The organism is Labrenzia sp. PO1 (assembly GCF_012273635.1).
GTDB lineage: Bacteria > Pseudomonadota > Alphaproteobacteria > Rhizobiales > Stappiaceae > Roseibium > Roseibium algicola.
On sequence record NZ_JAAXCR010000005.1, the window covers coordinates 391,194 to 407,976 of the forward strand.

Annotated in this window: 14 protein-coding genes; 11 read left to right on the forward strand and 3 right to left on the reverse strand. The window is 59.5% G+C overall.

Annotation, left to right across the window (positions count from 1 at the left end):
• Positions 1–112: 112 nt before the first annotated feature.
• The 11 genes from HCG46_RS25235 to HCG46_RS25285 all read left to right on the forward strand — a co-directional run bounded on the left by HCG46_RS25235 (position 113) and on the right by HCG46_RS25285 (position 12,126).
• The gene (locus HCG46_RS25235) at positions 113–601 is read left to right on the forward strand and encodes a molybdopterin-dependent oxidoreductase (protein WP_209009620.1); all 489 of its coding nucleotides are present in this window, start codon (positions 113–115) and stop codon (positions 599–601) included.
• Positions 598–1,938, forward strand: a complete 1,341-nt coding sequence (locus HCG46_RS25240) for a HAMP domain-containing sensor histidine kinase (RefSeq protein WP_168687804.1) — start codon at positions 598–600, stop codon at positions 1,936–1,938. Before HCG46_RS25235 ends, HCG46_RS25240 begins: the two co-directional genes overlap by 4 nt.
• Positions 1,939–2,093: 155 nt before the next feature.
• Entirely contained in the window at positions 2,094–3,110 is a 1,017-nt protein-coding gene (locus HCG46_RS25245; RefSeq protein WP_168687805.1) for a LacI family DNA-binding transcriptional regulator, read from the forward strand.
• A 114-nt stretch (positions 3,111–3,224) separates the two neighbouring features.
• Positions 3,225–4,685 carry an FAD-binding oxidoreductase gene (locus HCG46_RS25250; RefSeq protein WP_161633227.1) on the forward strand — a complete coding sequence of 487 codons (1,461 nt, stop codon included), beginning with the start codon at positions 3,225–3,227 and terminating at the stop codon, positions 4,683–4,685.
• On the forward strand, positions 4,678–6,174 hold the full coding sequence (locus HCG46_RS25255; RefSeq protein WP_205838681.1) for a xylulokinase: 1,497 nt from the start codon (positions 4,678–4,680) through the stop codon (positions 6,172–6,174). The genes HCG46_RS25250 and HCG46_RS25255 overlap by 8 nt, the downstream gene beginning before the upstream one ends.
• Positions 6,174–7,238 (forward strand): sn-glycerol-3-phosphate ABC transporter ATP-binding protein UgpC, encoded by a 1,065-nt coding sequence (gene ugpC / locus HCG46_RS25260; protein ID WP_168687807.1) that lies wholly within the window; start codon positions 6,174–6,176, stop codon positions 7,236–7,238. The genes HCG46_RS25255 and ugpC overlap by 1 nt, the downstream gene beginning before the upstream one ends.
• 47 nt (positions 7,239–7,285) lie before the next feature.
• A complete protein-coding gene (locus HCG46_RS25265) occupies positions 7,286–8,614 on the forward strand; it encodes an extracellular solute-binding protein (RefSeq protein WP_077293872.1) in 1,329 nt (442 codons plus the stop codon).
• A gap of 57 nt (positions 8,615–8,671) precedes the next feature.
• Positions 8,672–9,532 (forward strand): sugar ABC transporter permease, encoded by an 861-nt coding sequence (locus tag HCG46_RS25270; RefSeq protein WP_022999582.1) that lies wholly within the window; start codon positions 8,672–8,674, stop codon positions 9,530–9,532.
• Positions 9,529–10,371: a carbohydrate ABC transporter permease gene (locus tag HCG46_RS25275; RefSeq protein ID WP_022999583.1), complete on the forward strand. Its 843-nt coding sequence runs from the start codon at positions 9,529–9,531 to the stop codon at positions 10,369–10,371. The genes HCG46_RS25270 and HCG46_RS25275 overlap by 4 nt, the downstream gene beginning before the upstream one ends.
• Before the next feature lie 3 nt (positions 10,372–10,374).
• Complete coding sequence (locus HCG46_RS25280) at positions 10,375–11,424, forward strand: glycerol dehydrogenase (protein ID WP_168687808.1); 1,050 nt, start codon at positions 10,375–10,377, stop codon at positions 11,422–11,424.
• 3 nt (positions 11,425–11,427) lie between these two features.
• Positions 11,428–12,126 (forward strand): SDR family oxidoreductase, encoded by a 699-nt coding sequence (locus HCG46_RS25285; RefSeq protein ID WP_168687809.1) that lies wholly within the window; start codon positions 11,428–11,430, stop codon positions 12,124–12,126.
• Between the two features lie 115 nt (positions 12,127–12,241).
• Here HCG46_RS25285 and HCG46_RS25290 read toward each other — a convergent pair whose 3' ends face one another.
• The 3 genes from HCG46_RS25290 to HCG46_RS25300 form a co-directional block, all read right to left on the reverse strand.
• Positions 12,242–13,567: an HlyD family type I secretion periplasmic adaptor subunit gene (locus HCG46_RS25290; RefSeq protein WP_168687810.1), complete on the reverse strand. Its 1,326-nt coding sequence runs from the start codon at positions 13,565–13,567 to the stop codon at positions 12,242–12,244.
• Positions 13,567–15,339, reverse strand: a complete 1,773-nt coding sequence (locus HCG46_RS25295) for a type I secretion system permease/ATPase (RefSeq protein ID WP_022999587.1) — start codon at positions 15,337–15,339, stop codon at positions 13,567–13,569. The genes HCG46_RS25290 and HCG46_RS25295 overlap by 1 nt, the downstream gene beginning before the upstream one ends.
• A gap of 72 nt (positions 15,340–15,411) precedes the next feature.
• Positions 15,412–16,783 (reverse strand): VCBS domain-containing protein (locus HCG46_RS25300; RefSeq protein ID WP_205838682.1); only part of this gene is annotated, 1,372 nt, incomplete at its 5' end.

Genomic DNA, 16,783 nt, shown 5'->3' on the forward strand with positions numbered 1-16,783 from the left:
AGACATGGCAGCGGCGCTGTTCCGGTGTTGCAGTCACCTTCGCTGCTCCTTCAGGTTCACCAATCTGCTTTTTTCCCTCAAACCGTCAAAGGCATTTGCAGGGACAATGCTCATGCTGATCGGTGTCGGTTTATCCGTTCCGACAGCTCGATCGGAAAACGTGTCATTGACCGCCCCAGCAGGCGAGGTCCGGCTGACGGTCACCGGCAAAATCCGCAAGACAAACTCAGAGGGCGCCGCGCTTCTTGACGATGCAATGCTGGAAGCACTGCCCCGTCACACCCTCGAGACCTCAACTGTCGTCACGGACGGCGTAAAACGCTTCGACGGCTTCCTGATGCGAGACCTGCTTGAATTCGTCGGCGCCGACGGCAAGACGGTTACCGCCAGTGCGCTCAACGATTATACCATCGACATCCCGATGGAAGACTTCGTGCGGTACGATGTTCTTGTCGCAACCCATATGGATGGCGAACGGCTACAGCCCTCGGACAAGGGCCCTTTCTGGATCGTCTATCCCCGGGACGAGCATTCCGACCTTCAGGACATCCGTTACGACTATCGCTGGGTGTGGCAGTTAATCCAACTGAAGATCAAATGACGCGCAGAAGCGATCTTGTCGCCTATATCGTCGCAGGCACTGCATCCGTTGCCTTCGTCTTGCTGCTCGTATTTTCCCTCGCACGGCTTCTCGATACCGAAGCGGAATTGCGGCGCAACGAGGGGGACAACATGTTGTGGGCGATCTCACGAACGCAATCCGCGGCGCTCCTGCTGGATGCCGAGGTTTCCCGCCATGTCGGGACCATCTCCCGCAAGGCGGCTGAACTGGACAAGCGTTACAACGTGATGCTTAGCCGCTTGAACCTGTTATCGGAGGGGCCTCAACGACGCTACATGCGAGAGCTTGGCCTGGACGGAAAGCTGGAAAAGGTGGCTGGGGCGCTACGAGCGCTTGAGGCAAAAATCCTGGACATGTCATATGGCGACGTCCAGACGGCGTCTGCCGTTCACGACCTTCTCCAGCCCTTGATTGAGGATCTCGGCCGCGCCGGAAACCAGTCCATGGTCCGGCAATGGGAGGCAACGGGTGCGCGGCTCGACAATCAACGTGCCGCAATCGTGCAGGTCATCATTTCCATCGTGGCGATCATTGTTCTCGGCGCCTTTCTGTCCTTCACGATGTTGCGGGCGATGGCCGAACAGCAACGCATCCGGTTGTCGCTCTTGCGTGAACGCGAAACCGCCGAGATCTATCGCAGTTTCGTTGCCCTGGTTTCTCACCAGTTTCGAACCCCGCTCGCCGTCATCGATTCCGCGATGCAGCGCGTCTTGCGAAGCGGGAGCCAGATGCCAACCGACGAAATCAGGCAACGGGCAAGCCAGGTGCGCTCCGAGGTCCGGGGTTTGACAAGCCTGCTGGAAGCGACGCTGGATGTCGTTCGCCTCGAAGAAAGACAGGTGACGGCCAGACCCGGAAACTGCCATGTCGAGGATCTCATTCAACGGGTTGTCGCCCGTCAGAGTGAAGAGACACCGGAGCGGGCTTTTTCCCTGGAAATTGGCAACAAGGTTCCCCAAACGATCGAGACGGACCGGTTGCTGGCGGAACAGATCCTCAACAATCTTCTATCGAATGCGGTGAAGTATTCGCCGATTACCGAGCCGGTTTCAGTGAGTGTCCGGGCGCAGAACAGGTCCATTTTCATCTCCGTGCACGATCGGGGTGTTGGTATTCCGCCGGAGGAGCAGGAGCGCGTGTTCAGCCGCTTCTTTCGCGGTCAGGGCACGGCGGGAACTCCCGGCACAGGTATCGGGCTGAACATCTCTTCCCAGGTTGCAAGGTTGCTCGGGGGAGAGTTGTCTTTTGAAAGTCAGGCGGGAATAGGATCGGCCTTTACTTTGAAACTGCCGGAGAAATGGCCGGGTGTGCAATAGATGGCGTTCCTGTCACCAAAACTGCTATGAGACTGGATTCACGGCTTTTGTTCGCATGTGAAGCGCGAACATTGATCTGAGCACAAACCTACTTGCGCAAATTTTGCGAAATCAGGTTCTGAGCTCGCGATCCATCAGTTTCCAGGGGAGGGGAAATGAAGCGCAAAAAACCACTTGTAACCCTGCGCGATGTGGCAGAGGCAACCGGTGTCAACGTGTCGACAGTTTCGCGCGTGCTTCAGAACAAGGGACGTGTTTCCCAAAAGACCAGAACCCATATTCTGGAAACAGCCGAACGTCTCGGTTACCACGGCAACCCGGTTGCGAGAGCCCTGAAAACCGCAAAGTCCTCGACACTTTTGATGGTTGTTCCCCAGATCGAAAACCCGATCTTTGCGTCGGCGATTGTGGGAGCCGAAATCGAGGCACGCGAGAATGGTTTTGCCCTTCTGGTCTCCTATGACAAGGGGGATGGGCGCGAGATCATCACGGACATTTCTCGATCAAGCATCATCGAGGGTGTCATCATCGCGAGTTTCGATGAGGATGACCGGTTGCGACAGATGCTTAACAGCACGGGATTGCCGCATGTGATCCTCAACCGACATCTGGCCGGTGACCGGAATTGCGTTGCGATCGATACCCGCGAGGCAGCCCGCATCGGGGTTGAGCACCTCATCGCCATGGGGCATCGCCGGATCGGGCATCTGGCCGGGCGGCTCGGCCGGTTCAATGGCGACATGCGGCGTCAGGGATGGCAACAGGCTCTTGAAGCCGCCGGCCTCGACCACGGCGAGGAATTCGTTGCCCAGGCAGGCTACGATCCTGCAGCCGTACCTGCGGCCGTCGACAAACTGCTGGCCTGCAGCGTGACCGCAATTCACGCCGCGACACTGCTGACCGCAGCTGCGGCCATTGCCAGATTGCACGAACTCAAGCTCCGTGTGCCGGAAGATGTTTCCGTCGTCACGATGCATGACGACCTGCTTGCCCGGGTCGTTTATCCCCAGGTGACCACAGTGGCTTTACCCTCCCAGGAAATGGGGCGCGCGGCAGCCAGCCGGCTCATCGACCTGATCCAGGGAACTGCGCCTGACGAGGGCTCAGCGCTCGAAAGTCTCCTTCTTCCTCCAGGCGATCTCATCGTGCGCGCATCGGTCGCCTCCATCTGAAATTCAGCAAACCGGGCTTGACATCCAGACCAAAGTGCAATTGTTTGTGTTTGAGCAAACGTTTGCCCAACGCGATTTCTAACAATCCGATTGGGCATGGAGGAGGAAAAATCTTTGAGTAATCGTGATCTCGTTTCCGAGCTTTCGGAGCTGGTCGGTGCGGAAAACGTCCTGGTGGACGAAGGTTCGCGCGCCGGCTATGCACACGACCGTCTGCCCTATGCGAACTTCCGTGCAAGGGAAGGCGCCCTGGTCGGTACGCTGCCAGGCCTCGTCGTGCGCCCCGCCACAACGGAACAGGTCTCGGCAATTGTCGGGAAGGCAAGCAAGGCCGATCACCCCCTCATTCCCTATGGTAGCGGCTCCGGAGTTCTCGGCGGGATCATTCCCCTGGGCGGCGAAGTCATGCTCGACATGCAGCGCATGAACCGCATCCTGAAGATCGACCGGGACAACCATCTGGTGACGGTCGAAGCCGGCATGAACGGCGAAGTGTTCGAAGACGCGCTGAACGCAGAAGGGTTTACATCCGGTCATCTGCCGCAATCGCTGACCATCTCGACGGTCGGCGGGTGGGCCGCCTGCCGCGGCGGTGGTCAGGAATCGAGCCGCTTCGGTAAAATCGAGAACATTGTCGTTGGTCTCAAGGCGGTCATGCCGGATGGGCGCGTGCTGGAAATCAGGCCGCTTCCCAAGCGGGCCTCCGGACCATCGGTTCTCGATATCATCGTCGGCAGTGAAGGCACGCTTGCCGTCATAACGGAACTGACCCTGCGCATCTGGACGCTGCCGCCCGCCGAAGAAGCGATCGTGCTGGCACTTCCCGATCGCACCGCAGCCCTCTCGCTTGCCAAGCGCATCATGCAGGCGGGGCTGCATCCGCGCATCGTTCGTCTCTATGACGAAAAGGAAACCGCCTCGCGCACCGAAGGCATCAGTGCTTTTGAAACGCGCCCAGTGATGGCCAACATCGTGGTTTGCGGCGAAGAAGCCATTGTGGCTGCAGAAGCGGCACTGGTACGCGAGTTTGCAAAGAGCGTCGATGCCGTGGAAACGGAAACACGTCCCTTCGACGAATGGCGGGCAAAGCGCTACGTCTCCATTACGAAACAGTGGCTTGATAAAGGCTACTACAACGACACGCTCGAAGTCTCGGTGAACTGGAGCAAGGCTTCGTCGCTTTACGACACGATCGCAGCCCGGATTGCTGCGGAAGTCTCCAAGGACGCTCATTTCAGTGCCCACTGGTCGCATGTCTATCCGGAAGGCGTGTGCCAATACATGACCTTGCGCCTACCTCCCATGGATCAGTCTGCAGCCTTGCCGCTGCATGAAAAAATGTGGGACATCGTCAACGGTGAAACGCTCGCGCATGGCGGCTCGATCGCTCACCACCATGGAAGCGGCCTTTTCCGCGGCCCCTGGATGGACGGAGAGCACGGCGTCGGAATGGATATTCTGCGCTGTATCAAGGCCTCCGTTGATCCGCAAAACCTCTTCAATCCCGGCAAACTCGGCTTTCCACCGCGCGCCGGCTCCATCGATCCGTACCGGGACAGGGGTGCCAATGTCTGACGCCCTTTTGCTTGGGATCGACCTCGGAGCAGGATCGCTCAAGTCGACGGTCATCACCACGGACGGGAAGGTCGTGGCTTCGGCCTCCTGTCCGGTCGAAACACTCACACCGAAACCCGGATTCAGCGAACAGGATCCGGAAGGCTGGTGGTCGGCACTCGTCACATCCCTGCAGAAGATCTGGCAGGGCGGCCTGGAGCCGCATCGCATCGTTGCGGTTTCCGTGACGGCCGGAGCGCACACCCACGTGCTCGAAGACGAGTCAGGCAGCACATTGCGGCCCGCGATCATGTGGAATGACCAGCGTTCCGGTTCTCAGGTTGTGCGGGAAAGAGCAGCACGCGGGGCTCAGATCCTTGACCTTTCGGGCAATCGCATCAGCCCCACCTGGACGCTGCCGCAATTGATCTGGTTGCAGGAAGAAGAGCCGGAAACACACAGCCGCATCCGCCGGCTTCGCCCGGCCAAGGATTGGCTGCGCCGTCGTCTCGACGGCAGCGATGCAACCGACATCACGGATGCCTGGGGGCTCATGCTTGCCGATGCACGTTCAGGGGGCTGGTCGTCTGAACTCTGCGCGATGGGAGGGCTTGAATCCGATGTTCTTCCGGAAATAGTTGCATCGACGGCGACGACGGGGACCGTGACATCAGGGGCCGCTCAGGAAACCGGTTTGCAGGAAGGCACACCGGTCATTTGCGGAACCTCCGATACCAATGCGGAAACCTATGCAGCGGGCATGACGCGCAAAGGCATCGGAGCCCTGAAGCTCGCCACGGCAGGCACGGTCTCTACATTGACGGACGCTCCCCGGTTTTCCGACGATGTCATACATTACCCGCACCTGGTGTCCGATCATCACTACTCGATCCTGGGAACCAACTCGTGCGCCTCGGCCCATCGCTGGCTGCGTGACGCGCTTTTCTCGGACATGGGTTTCGAGGGCATGGATGCCAAAGCTGCCGAAGCCCCTGCAGGGTCGGAAGGTCTGCTCTTTCATCCCTACCTCAACGGCGAGCGGAGCCCCTACTGGGACCCCGACTTGCGCGCCTCTTTCGTAGGGCTGGGGTTCCAGCATGGAGCACCGCATTTCTGCCGGGCTCTCTATGAAGGCGTTGCCTATACGCTGCGCGATTGCCTCTCCGTTCTGCAACAGCGCGGCATGGGCTTCACCACCGCCCGTCTCGTCGGCGGGGGGACACGCAGTGCCTTGTGGCGGCAGATCATTGCGGATGTCACAGGACTGACGATCGAAGTTCCCGCCGAAGGCGACGCGTCCTTCGGTGCAGCGCTTATCGCGGGCATTGGTGCGGGCGTTTTCTCGGACACGGATGACGCTGCCCGCGTCATCCGCGTGGCAGAGACTTTGACGCCCAACGCCCGGGCCGCGGCGACTTACGACGAAGGCTTCGTTCGGTTCCGGGAGGCAAAGGAAGCCCTCACACCGATCAACCACAAAACCGTGCGGGCAACCGGGGAGGCCAAGTAATGGCGGAAGTCAGTCTGCGCAAACTGCGCAAGACCTATGGAGCCGTGGTTGCGGTGGAAGGCGTCGACCTTGAGATCGCCAAGGGCGAACTCATCGTTCTGCTTGGCCCTTCCGGGTGCGGAAAATCGACAACCCTGCGCATGGTCGCGGGGTTGGAAACGATCAGCGCCGGGGAACTGCATATCGGTGGCCGGAACGTGACCACGCTGGAGCCCAAGGACCGTGACATCGCCATGGTGTTCCAGAACTACGCGCTTTATCCGCACAAGACCATTCGCGGTAACATGTCGTTTGGTCTCAAGATGCGCGGCATGAAAGGGGACGAGATCTCCAGGCGGGTCGACGCTGCAGCGGAAATGCTGGACATCACGCACCTGCTCAACCGCAAGCCCGGCCAGCTTTCAGGCGGACAGATGCAGCGTGTCGCACTCGGTCGTGCCCTTGTTCGCGACCCGGCGGTGTTTCTGCTCGATGAACCGCTGTCCAACCTGGATGCGAAGCTTCGCTCCAGGATGCGAGAGGAAATCGCCCTTCTTCAGCGGCGCATCGGCAAGGCAATGCTTTACGTCACGCACGATCAAACGGAGGCAATGACCCTTGCCGACCGGATCGTCATCATGCGCGACGGACATGTGCAGCAGATCGGCTCGCCGCTGGAGGTATACGACCGGCCGGCAAACGCCTTCGTCGCGGGCTTCATCGGCTCGCCCGAAATGAACCTCGTTGAAGCTGACCTAAAGAACGGTTTCCTCAGCCTGTCGGCTGATGTCTCCATTCCTGCCGGCAGCGATACCGGTGAGCGGGAGGTGATTGCCGGCATTCGGCCCGAAGCCATCACGATTTCCGACGAAGGTCCGGAGTTCGCGGTCCGGGGCATCGAACAGCTCGGCTCGCAAACGCTTTTCATCGGCGAGACGGCTGGTCATCGCCTGCGGGTCATGACCCAGCGCAGGGACGACATCAAGGTTGGTGAGAGCGTTCACCTCGCTCTTCCCGCAGCAGCAATCCACCTGTTTGACCGCGCCAGCGGTGAACGCCTCGAGATGCCGGGAGGGGCAGCTTGAACAAAAGGGTTTAGCCGCACCTGAAAGCGGTCAATTGGAGGAGAAACATGACTAAGAGCAAATTCGAGACAGGTCTCTGGACTAGACGCCAGGCCCTCAAGACCATGGGTATCGCCGGCGCCGGGCTGGCAGCCTCGTCCCTTGCGGCCCCGGCGCTCCGCGCCCAGGGCAACAAGCCCATCCGATTTTTGAACTGCGAAACAGGCAAGGACACGCTCGCCTTTTTCTCGAAGGTGGCCAAGGAATACCAGGAAAAGACAGGCGTCGAGGTCGTCATCGATTCCGTACCGCTTGGCGAAAGCTTCACCAAGATCACCAATGGCATTCGCTCCGGAACCCCTTATGACGTGGCAAACGTCGGTTTCATCGGCCACGTGCTGCTATTGGCCGAGCAGGAACAAATCGTCCCCTTGAACGAGCTGACGGACGAATACCAGTGGGGGAACAACATCCTCTTCCCCATCGACAACAAGGTGTACTGGTACCCGTTCGACTACAACCTTGCGCTGATCTATTACCGCAAGGATCTTTATGAGACGAACGGTCTGTCCCTGCCGAACACGTGGGATGCGTTCGTCCAGAACAGCGAGGCGCTTGTCCAGGGCCGCCAGAAAGGCGCGCTGTTCCCGATCGGATCGAACGGGGCAACCAACTGGATGTCGTTTGCCTTCCTGTGGGCCGAGGGCGTCAAGCTGTTCGACGACCAATGGAACGTGATCCTGGACAACGACGAGATGAAGCCTCGGGTAGCCGCCTACCTCGACTTCATGACCAAGCTCTACGGCACGATGCCTCCAGGTGCTCTTCAGGCCAGCTATTCCGATGTCCTGTCCAACCTGGTTGGTGGTGCCGTGGCCCACGGAGCCTATGCCGGACGTGTTCTGGAAGCTGCAGAGCGGGACAACCCGACCCTGGCCGAGAACCTTGGCGTCATGCCCTACATGGATATGTCCGGAAAGCAAAAGGCGGTCAGCCACGGCTACGACGGCTGGGTGGTCCTGAAGACGGACAACACTGGTCCGGCGATGGATTTCATGCGGTGGCTTACGACTGATCGCATGGTCGACTTCCTGCACACCGCACCGGTGCACTTCCAGCCGACGCGACTTGATATCTATGAAGACCAGCGTTGGCGCGACAACGCAATGATCCAGAAATACTCTGGTGTGGTCGAGCAGATGCGAGAACTTGTGACCGACGAGTCTGTTGTGCTCACCTCAATTGATACGCAAGGCCCGGCGCCTGACGTCAGACCCGGCAAGGTGTTCGAGTCCTTCGTCATGCCTGAAATGCTGCAGAACAAGATCCTTCGCGAGATGGATTCTGCAGAGGCCGTGGATCAGGCCGCAGCCAAAATGCGTGAAGTGATCAAGTGACGAAACGGAGAGGGGAGTGGAAGCTCCCCTCACTTTCACACCATCTGGAGTTCGTGAATGACTCGCTGGTTGTTGCCGGGTTTTCTCGGTATCGGGTTTCTTGCGACCCTTGTCCTGATCGTCGGGCCTGCGCTTTATGCGGTTTCGCTCAGCTTTTATGACATGCCGTCGCTTACGGCCGATCCGGTCTGGGTCGGTTTCGCAAAATACGCCAAGGTTCTTGCAAGCGCAGAGTTCTGGAACGCGCTTTGGAACGGCTTTGTCTATGCCGGGTTGGCGATTGTCCTGCAGGTGGTGCTGGGCATCGGCTTCGCGTTGCTCTTGAACCAGAATTTCATCGGCCGCTCTCTGCTGCGCGGACTGACATTCCTGCCGTATCTTCTGCCGACAGTGGTCGCCGTCCTGGTCTTCAAGTGGATGGTTGACGGCTCGCTCGGCATCATCACCGTTCTGATGGATGACCTGGGCCTGCCGCCGATCTACTGGTTCGAGACCGAGACCGCGTCCATGACGTCGGTGATCCTGATTTCGGTCTGGTTGTGGACCCCGTTCGTCACCACGACCTTTCTCGCCGGGCTGCAGACAGTTCCGACCCAACTCTATGAAGCGGCGCGCGTAGACGGTGCCGGGCCCGTTCGGCGTTTCTTTCACGTGACCCTGCCGTCGCTGCGACCGATCCTGACGGTCATCATTCTTCTGCGGGGCGTTTGGATGTTCAACAAGTTCGACGTCATCTGGCTGACGACGGGCGGCGGCCCGCTTGGTGCCACGGAACATCTGCCGGTCCTGTCCTACCGGGAGGCATTTGCCCTTTATGACATCGGCAGCGGCGCAGCGATCGCAACGCTTTCCTTCTTCGTCCTGATGGTCGCCGTTGCAATCTATTTCCGGGTGTTCCCGATGGAGGAAGGCAAATGAGTGGACAAATCCAGGCTCGCCGCGTTGCCGGCCGGGCGGGACTTTACTTCGCGGTGATCGTTCTGGCGGTCTACAGCGCCTTTCCCATCTACTGGATGGTTGTTTCTTCCTTGCGCCCCACGCAGGAAATGCTCATGAACCCGTCTCTGGTACCGCAGCGATGGACGCTTGAGTATTACACCAGCCTGTTGGCGCAGACCGACTATCCGCGGCAGTTCCTCAACAGTCTCATTGTTGCGGTGACCACCGTTGCCCTGACAATGCTTCTGTCCGTCATGATCGCCTATGGTGTCACCCGTCAGCGTATTCGCGGCAAACAGATGATCATCGCCGGCATGCTCTATGCCTACATGTTCCCGCCGCTGCTGCTGGCAATCCCGCTTTACGCAATGTTCGCGGCGATCGGCCTCAACGATACGCTGCTGTCACTGGTCATTTCTCACCTGACCATCACGATGCCGCTCGGCGTCTGGTTCCTGTGGGGGTTCTTCAAGACAATGCCCTTCGAGCTTGAGGAAGCAGCCATGGTGGACGGCTGCACGCGTCTGGGAGCTTTTCTGCGTGTTGTACTGCCGCTGTCGGTCCCCGGGCTGGTAACGGTCGCGATCTTCGCCTTTCTCCTTTCCTGGACCGACTACACCTTTGCCCTGGTCATGATCGGATCGGACGCGAACAAGACGGTGCCCCTGGGTCTGGCGTCGATGATCGGCGCCTTTGACCTGAGATGGGGAGATATCATGGCAGGCTCCACACTGATCGCCATGCCGTTGTTCATAGCGTTCATCACGCTCTCTCGTTACTTCGTCCAGGGCCTGACCGCCGGTGCGGTGAAAGGATAACTCATGACAATGCGCATTCTGGGCGCTCCACTGCGCTATGTGCAGGGACCGGGAGCCATCGACCGCCTGGCCGACGAAATTGCCATCATTGGCGGTGGCCCTGCGGCGGTGGTCATTGATCCGGTAGCCCGCGACCTGCTTGGTGAACGCATCAGCTCCCAGCTTCCCGACGCCCGCCTCATGGAATTCGGGGGGGAATGCACCGCGGCGGAAATCATCGCCAGGGCAAGGGAAGCCGGCGATGCCCGACTTCTTGTCGGCATAGGCGGGGGCAAGGCGATCGATACCGCCAAGGGAGCTGCAATCGAACGCGGTCTGCCGGTTGCCATCGTGCCGACCATCGCCTCCAACGACAGCCCGACCAGCCATATTGCCGTCGTCTATACGCCGGACCATGCGGTTGAGGGCGTCCGTCACATGAAGACCAACCCCTCCCTTGTCCTGGTCGACACGGCAGTCATCGCCGGAGCACCGCGTCGCTTTCTGGCGGCCGGTATTGGCGATGCGATGTCAAAGCCGTATGAGCTGGCAGGCGCTCTTGCCGGAGGTGGTCTCAACTTCTTTGCAGGCCGTCCCACGGAACTCACCAAGGCCATTGTCGCGCGTGCCAGCGATATTCTTCTTGCCGATAGCGAAGCGGCGATGTCGGCCGAAGGCCCGAACGAAGCTTTCGAGCGCGTGGTGGAGGCCACCGTGCTTCTCAGCGGTCTTGCCTTTGAAAGCGGAGGGTTGTCGATAGCCCACGCGATGGTGCGCGGCCTGTCGGTCACACCGGCGCTCTCAGGGTTGCTGCACGGGGAGATGGTCGCTCTCGGCACCTTGACACAGCTGGCAGCCGGGCAGGGGTCCGAGGAGGAAATCCGCACCCTTGCAGCCTTCTTCCGACGGATAAATCTGCCCACATCCTTCGCAGAATTCGGCGTCACCGGCTCAGCGGAACTGAAGCATATTGCCGAGGTTGCGCTCACAGCCCCCTATGCGCCGAACTACTACCGCAAACTCGGCGTTTCCGACCTCGTTCGCGCGATGCAACTGCTCGATGAAGGACATTGATCGATGCCGCCATCAAGAAATGTTGTGGTCACCGGCGGCGGTACAGGTATCGGTCTTGCAACAACGCAGCTTTTGACCGAGCGCGGCTGGCAGGTAACGGCCGCAGGCCTGGAACGGGAGGAAGGCTTTCCGCAAGCTGCCCGGTTTGTCGAGGTTGACGTTACTGATGAGGCCGCGCTTGCCCATCTCCTTGAAGAAGAGCAAGAGCTCGGCGGCCTGGTCACCTGTGCGGGCACGATCCAGTACAGCCGGGAATGGGACGCAGCGGTATTCGAGAAGGTGATGGCGGTGAATGTCACCGGCGTGCTCACCTCCTGTACGGCCGCGCGCGATGCGCTTCAACGCGGCAACGGTTCCGTCGTCAACATCGCCTCCATGTGGAGCTGGTTCGGCAACCCCGTTGCGCCTGCTTACGGCACCAGCAAGGGGGCGGTCGCTGCCCTCACCCGATCCCTTGCCGTTGCCTGGGGAGGAAGTGGCATAAGGGTCAACGCGGTCGCGCCGGGTTGGGTGGAAACACGCATTTCCGAAGGCGCGCGATCAGATCCGGCACGGCGCGCACGGATCGACGCCCGCATCCCGATCGGCCGTTGGGCCGCGACTGTGGAGATTGCGCGGGTCGTCGCGTTCCTTCTTTCTGAAGACGCTTCCTACGTTCATGGCGCGATCGTTCCGGTAGACGGTGGTTATCTGGCGGCCTGAGCCATGCAAGGTATTGCGTCGCTGCGGCATGCCTAAAACGCCGAAAGGCGTTGCCGGGTTCTGTTCTTCCAAACCCGGCAACGCCTTCTGATTTTAAGGTCACGCGACAGCCGCTTTAGAGTACGCGTTCTTCCCGGAACGCCCGTCCGAAGGACTGCAGCACAGGATCCAGCAGATAGCGCATCGGCGTATGGGCTCCCGTTTGAATGAAGACCTGCGCAGGCATGCCAGGCACCAGCTCAAAACCGCCTCCGGCTTCCCGGATGTCGTCGGACGTAACCCTGACCCGCACCGTGTAGTATTGCTCTCCCGTCTGCTCGTCCGTTTCGGCGTCCGCACCAACCTGGAAAACTTCCCCTGTCAAGGGCTTCATGTGCCGCCCCATGAAGGAGGTGAGCTGAACTTTGGCGTCCATCCCGATCATCACGTTGTCGATGTCGGACGTGCGCAGACGCGTATCGAGGATGAGTTCCTCGTTCTCTGGCACGATCGTGATGATCGGTTCGCCCGGCCGCACGACACCGCCGACCGTCTTGTAGTTGACCTTGAGCACCCGCCCCTCGATCGGAGAGACGATCTCTGTGCGGTTCAGGATGTCCGAAGTCGCGGAAAGCGCCTCGTCGGCTTGCGCAATCTCCGCGTTGATTTCCGACAACTCCTTGGCCACCTTTTCGCGTTCTTCGCTGAGGGCCGTCAGTTCCGCGATCTTGATTTCCTCGATCTTCTGCCGCGCACGAGCGATCGTTGACCCGATGGCATTGCGCTCCGACCACAGTTCGGCCCGCTTGCGTTGCAGAGCCAGAAGCTCGGGCTGCCGCATCAGACCTTTGTCCATCAGGACCTTTTTGCTATCCAGCTCCTTGTCAAGCAGCAGGATCTGATCATCCATGCCGTCTATCTGGGCCTTCAGGCTGCTGATCTCGGCTTCAACCTGGCCTGCCTGCACATGATAGGTCGACTGCTGCCTTCCCAGCAGCTCGCGCCGTACCTTGAATTTTGTAATCTCGTTGGCAACGAACTGCGTGTAACTCTTGTCGGCCGACATGACCGACGGCATCTGGACCTCAAAGGTTTCATCGCCACGCTCTTGCGCCAGCAGCCGGTCTCTGGTCACCACATAGCGTTGGTGCTTGCGGTAGATCGACAGATAGTTCGCCGTTGCCAATGCCTGGTCAAGAACCATGAGAAGCTGACCGTCCTTGACGACATCGCCCTCCTTGACATTGAGATGGCGTACAATTCCGCCTTCCAGATGCTGCACCACGCGCAAGCTTCCGTCCGGACTGACCTTGCCGGCGGCGATGGCGGCCGACGACAGCTCCGCGAAACTTGCCCAAATTCCCGTGCCGAAGAAACAAACCGCGACGACCAGCGAACCCATGATCCAGTGTTGCCGGATGGAGCGACGGAGGGACGACGCCGGGTTATTTTGCTCTTTCATCACTGACCTCCCTGAGTTTCGTTGGCCGGAGAAGCGCCTTTCGCTTGCGCCGGCTGGACCTTGCCAAGTTTCTGCAGGATATCGCTGACCGGGCGGATGGCGTGCTTCATGAACTCCTCGCCGGTTTGCGTCTTTTGAATCGTGCCGTCCGCAAGGGTGATGATCAGATCGACTTTCGAGAGCGCCGAGGGTCTGTGGCTTACAATGATGACCGTGCAGCCCTGTTCCCGAAGGAGCACAAGGCACTCCTGAAGCGAGGCTTCGCCATCACTGTCCAGGTTGGAATTCGGTTCATCGAGGATGATCAGCTTGGGCTTGTTGTAGATCGCCCTGGCCAGACCGACCCTTTGGGCCTGTCCGCCGGACAGACGAAGTCCGCCCGGGCCGATCAGGGTTTCATAGCCGTTCGGCAGAGCGTTGATCATGTCGTGGCAACCGGCAAGGCGCGCGGCAGTCACAACCTTTTCATCGTCCGGCTCGCCCATCCGGGCGATGTTTTCCTTCACAGTGCCGTATAGCAGTTCCACGGACTGCGACAGGTAGCCGATGTTCCGGCCGAGTTGCTGCGGGTCCCAATTGCGCATGGCGACACCGTCAAGACGGACCGAACCGGAACTCGGATCCATTGCGCCAATCAACAATTTGCACAAGGTGCTCTTGCCTGAGCCGGAATGGCCGACGATTGCATTCAGGGTTGCCGGCTTGATATCGATCGTGATGTTGCGCAGCAACGGCCGTTCCTGGCCTGAAACGAGCAGATTGACACCTTTGAGCTGCAGGTGCCCACTGGGATCCGGCTGCTGGGTCCGGTCGAAGTGGAGCGGAGCTGCCAGAAAAATATCGTTCAGCCGACGATGGGACTGCATCGCGCCGACGATGCCCCGCCAGGCGCCGATGGCCTGTTCGGCAGGCGCAAGGGCGCGCCCCATGATGATTGACGCTGCAATCATGCCACCCGGGGTGATTTCACCCAGCGTGGCAAAATAGGCCCCGAGACCCAAGACACTGATCTGCGCCGTGAACCGGATGAACTTGGTGATCGCGGCTGTCTTCGCTGAAAAGGCGGCGACGGCGAAAGTCGAATTGGCCACCAGTTCGTTGTCGTTCCGGTAGCGGGCGAGAACGCCAGGCAGCATTCCCATGCTGTAGACGCTTTCCGCGTGTTGCGTCGCGATGTCAATCGTCTGCTGTGCCCGCACACGAGCCGCCGCAGCACCCGCCATCCGGCGGCGGGTGACCGTGTCGTTGATACCTGCGATTATCACAAGCAGCACGCCGGCCGCGATGGCGACGAAGCCGAGGGCAGGGTGGATGAGAATAATGGCACCGACAAAGAAGGGCACCCAGGGCCCATCGAAGAAAGGTAGCACGCTCGAACTGCCAACGAACTGCCGGATTGTTGCCAGGTCGTTCATGGCATGAGAGTGGGACTTGCCCGTCGACCTGGCGGTCTGGATCACGGCATGCAGCAGGTCGGCATGTACGGTTTCATCCCACCATTTCGCTATGCTGGCGAGGATGGAGCCGCGGATTGCATCAAGAACCGCAATCACAGCCAGAAAAAAAATCACGATCATCGTCAGGAAGACAAGTGTCTCAAGGTGGCCGCTCTGCATCACCCGGTCGAAAATCTGCTGCATGTAGAGGGGGGAAGCCAGAGTTCCGAGATTGACAAAGATCGAAAAGAAACCAACGGCAAGAAACCCGGCCCAGGAAGAGCGATAAACCTTGAGAGCGGGATAAACGCTTTCCCTTGCGCTGCGTACAGCCATGTAGACGCTCCAAAAAAAACATAAAAAAGAAGAGAGGAGAGGGCGCGTGCGCCCTCTCCAGAAGTTTCATGATCAGACGACCAGCGGACCGTCGCCGTCTCCGTCAAATGTCGGGATAAGCATTTCAGGGATGTCGCCCGCACCGTCCGCGGTGGTCCAGTCGTCACCGCCGAAGGTGTTGGTCTTGTCCGGATCTACCGACAGTTCAATATCGAACTCGGCGGAGTTGGAGACCGCATCATGAACATCCACGACAGTCATGGTACCCGAGATGTTGGCGGTTTCGCCCTGATCCATTACCTGGGCCATAATGCGTTCCAGGTTATGGGTGAAGGTCACGCTGCCGTCGGCTTCACCGATGTTCAAAAGCCCTGCGGCTTCCAGATCGGCGATATCCAGCGTCACCTGATGACCCGCGATGGACAGGCTGAGAGTACCCGAGATCTCATCGATCTGGAGCGTTTCGGTTTCACCATCATCAACGTCGTTGGCAGCCAGAAGCTCAAGAAGATTGAAGCTGCTTTCGTCGTTGTTGGAGTTGCTGTGAACAACAGTGAACGAACCCGTGTAGTCCTCGATAGTCGGGGCATCGTTCGTGCCGTTGATGGTGATGGTCACGTCGGTGGTGACAGTGCCGCCGTTGTTGTCGGATACGGTTACCGTATAGACTTCGTCGACGCTGTCGCCTTCGTTGAGGGCCTGAACATTGGCGTTGAACTGGTCAATGGTGTAGGTCCATTCACCGGTTTCCTCATCGATGCTGAATTGACCCAGTGCCCCGTCAACGACAGAGGCGGAGTAGGTCAGGACATCCCGAATATCGACATCCATTCCGACGATCAGGCCAGTCGCAACGTCTGTACCGTCTTCCCCGACACCGGATTCCGTCACCTCGCCCAGGACATCCGCTTCGGAGATCGTGGGATCGTCGTTGGTGCCGGTCACGACGACCGTCACTTCCCGCGTGTCCGTCGCTCCGCTATCGTCCGTCACGGTCAGGAGGTACTTGACTTCCAGCTGTTCGCCTTGGGCGAGGAAGTCGAGTGCCGTTGCGGCGATTGCAAAGGTCCAGGTGGCGCCTCCGTTGTTGGCGTTACCGGCCGATTGCTGCACCGTCAGCGCATTCGTGAAGGCAACCTTCTGTTCCGGCGTCAGCGTGAAACCACTGCCTGCGACTGGTTCGACAGAGGTGAACTGAGCGGTCACTTCCGGCGTGTCGGACAGGTCAAGGTCGGTGAAGAAGACCTCACCGGATGTTTCAAGCTGTGCCGGGGTATTGGCTTCCTCGAGAACGCCATCGAAGACACCGCCAGAGAACACCGGTCCATCATTGGTGCCGGTGATCGTGATGGTGATCTGGGTGGTGTCGGTGCCTTCCGGGAACCAGTTCCGGTCGCTGACTTTGACGTCGAACGTCAGGGTCAGCGTTTCGCCGTCCGCCAGC

What these genes read in the sequence shown, in the direction of transcription:
- HCG46_RS25285 (WP_168687809.1), top strand. Translation starts at nt 11,428, where the DNA reads ATGCCGCCATCAAGAAATGTTGTGGTCACCGGCGGCGGTACAGGTATC.
- HCG46_RS25265 (WP_077293872.1), top strand. Translation starts at nt 7,286, where the DNA reads ATGACTAAGAGCAAATTCGAGACAGGTCTCTGGACTAGACGCCAGGCC.
- HCG46_RS25280 (WP_168687808.1), top strand. Translation starts at nt 10,375, where the DNA reads ATGACAATGCGCATTCTGGGCGCTCCACTGCGCTATGTGCAGGGACCG.
- HCG46_RS25275 (WP_022999583.1), top strand. Translation starts at nt 9,529, where the DNA reads ATGAGTGGACAAATCCAGGCTCGCCGCGTTGCCGGCCGGGCGGGACTT.
- HCG46_RS25295 (WP_022999587.1), bottom strand. Translation starts at nt 15,339, where the DNA reads ATGGCTGTACGCAGCGCAAGGGAAAGCGTTTATCCCGCTCTCAAGGTT.
- HCG46_RS25235 (WP_209009620.1), top strand. Translation starts at nt 113, where the DNA reads ATGCTGATCGGTGTCGGTTTATCCGTTCCGACAGCTCGATCGGAAAAC.
- HCG46_RS25270 (WP_022999582.1), top strand. Translation starts at nt 8,672, where the DNA reads ATGACTCGCTGGTTGTTGCCGGGTTTTCTCGGTATCGGGTTTCTTGCG.
- ugpC (WP_168687807.1), top strand. Translation starts at nt 6,174, where the DNA reads ATGGCGGAAGTCAGTCTGCGCAAACTGCGCAAGACCTATGGAGCCGTG.
- HCG46_RS25290 (WP_168687810.1), bottom strand. Translation starts at nt 13,567, where the DNA reads ATGAAAGAGCAAAATAACCCGGCGTCGTCCCTCCGTCGCTCCATCCGG.
- HCG46_RS25240 (WP_168687804.1), top strand. Translation starts at nt 598, where the DNA reads ATGACGCGCAGAAGCGATCTTGTCGCCTATATCGTCGCAGGCACTGCA.
- HCG46_RS25245 (WP_168687805.1), top strand. Translation starts at nt 2,094, where the DNA reads ATGAAGCGCAAAAAACCACTTGTAACCCTGCGCGATGTGGCAGAGGCA.
- HCG46_RS25255 (WP_205838681.1), top strand. Translation starts at nt 4,678, where the DNA reads ATGTCTGACGCCCTTTTGCTTGGGATCGACCTCGGAGCAGGATCGCTC.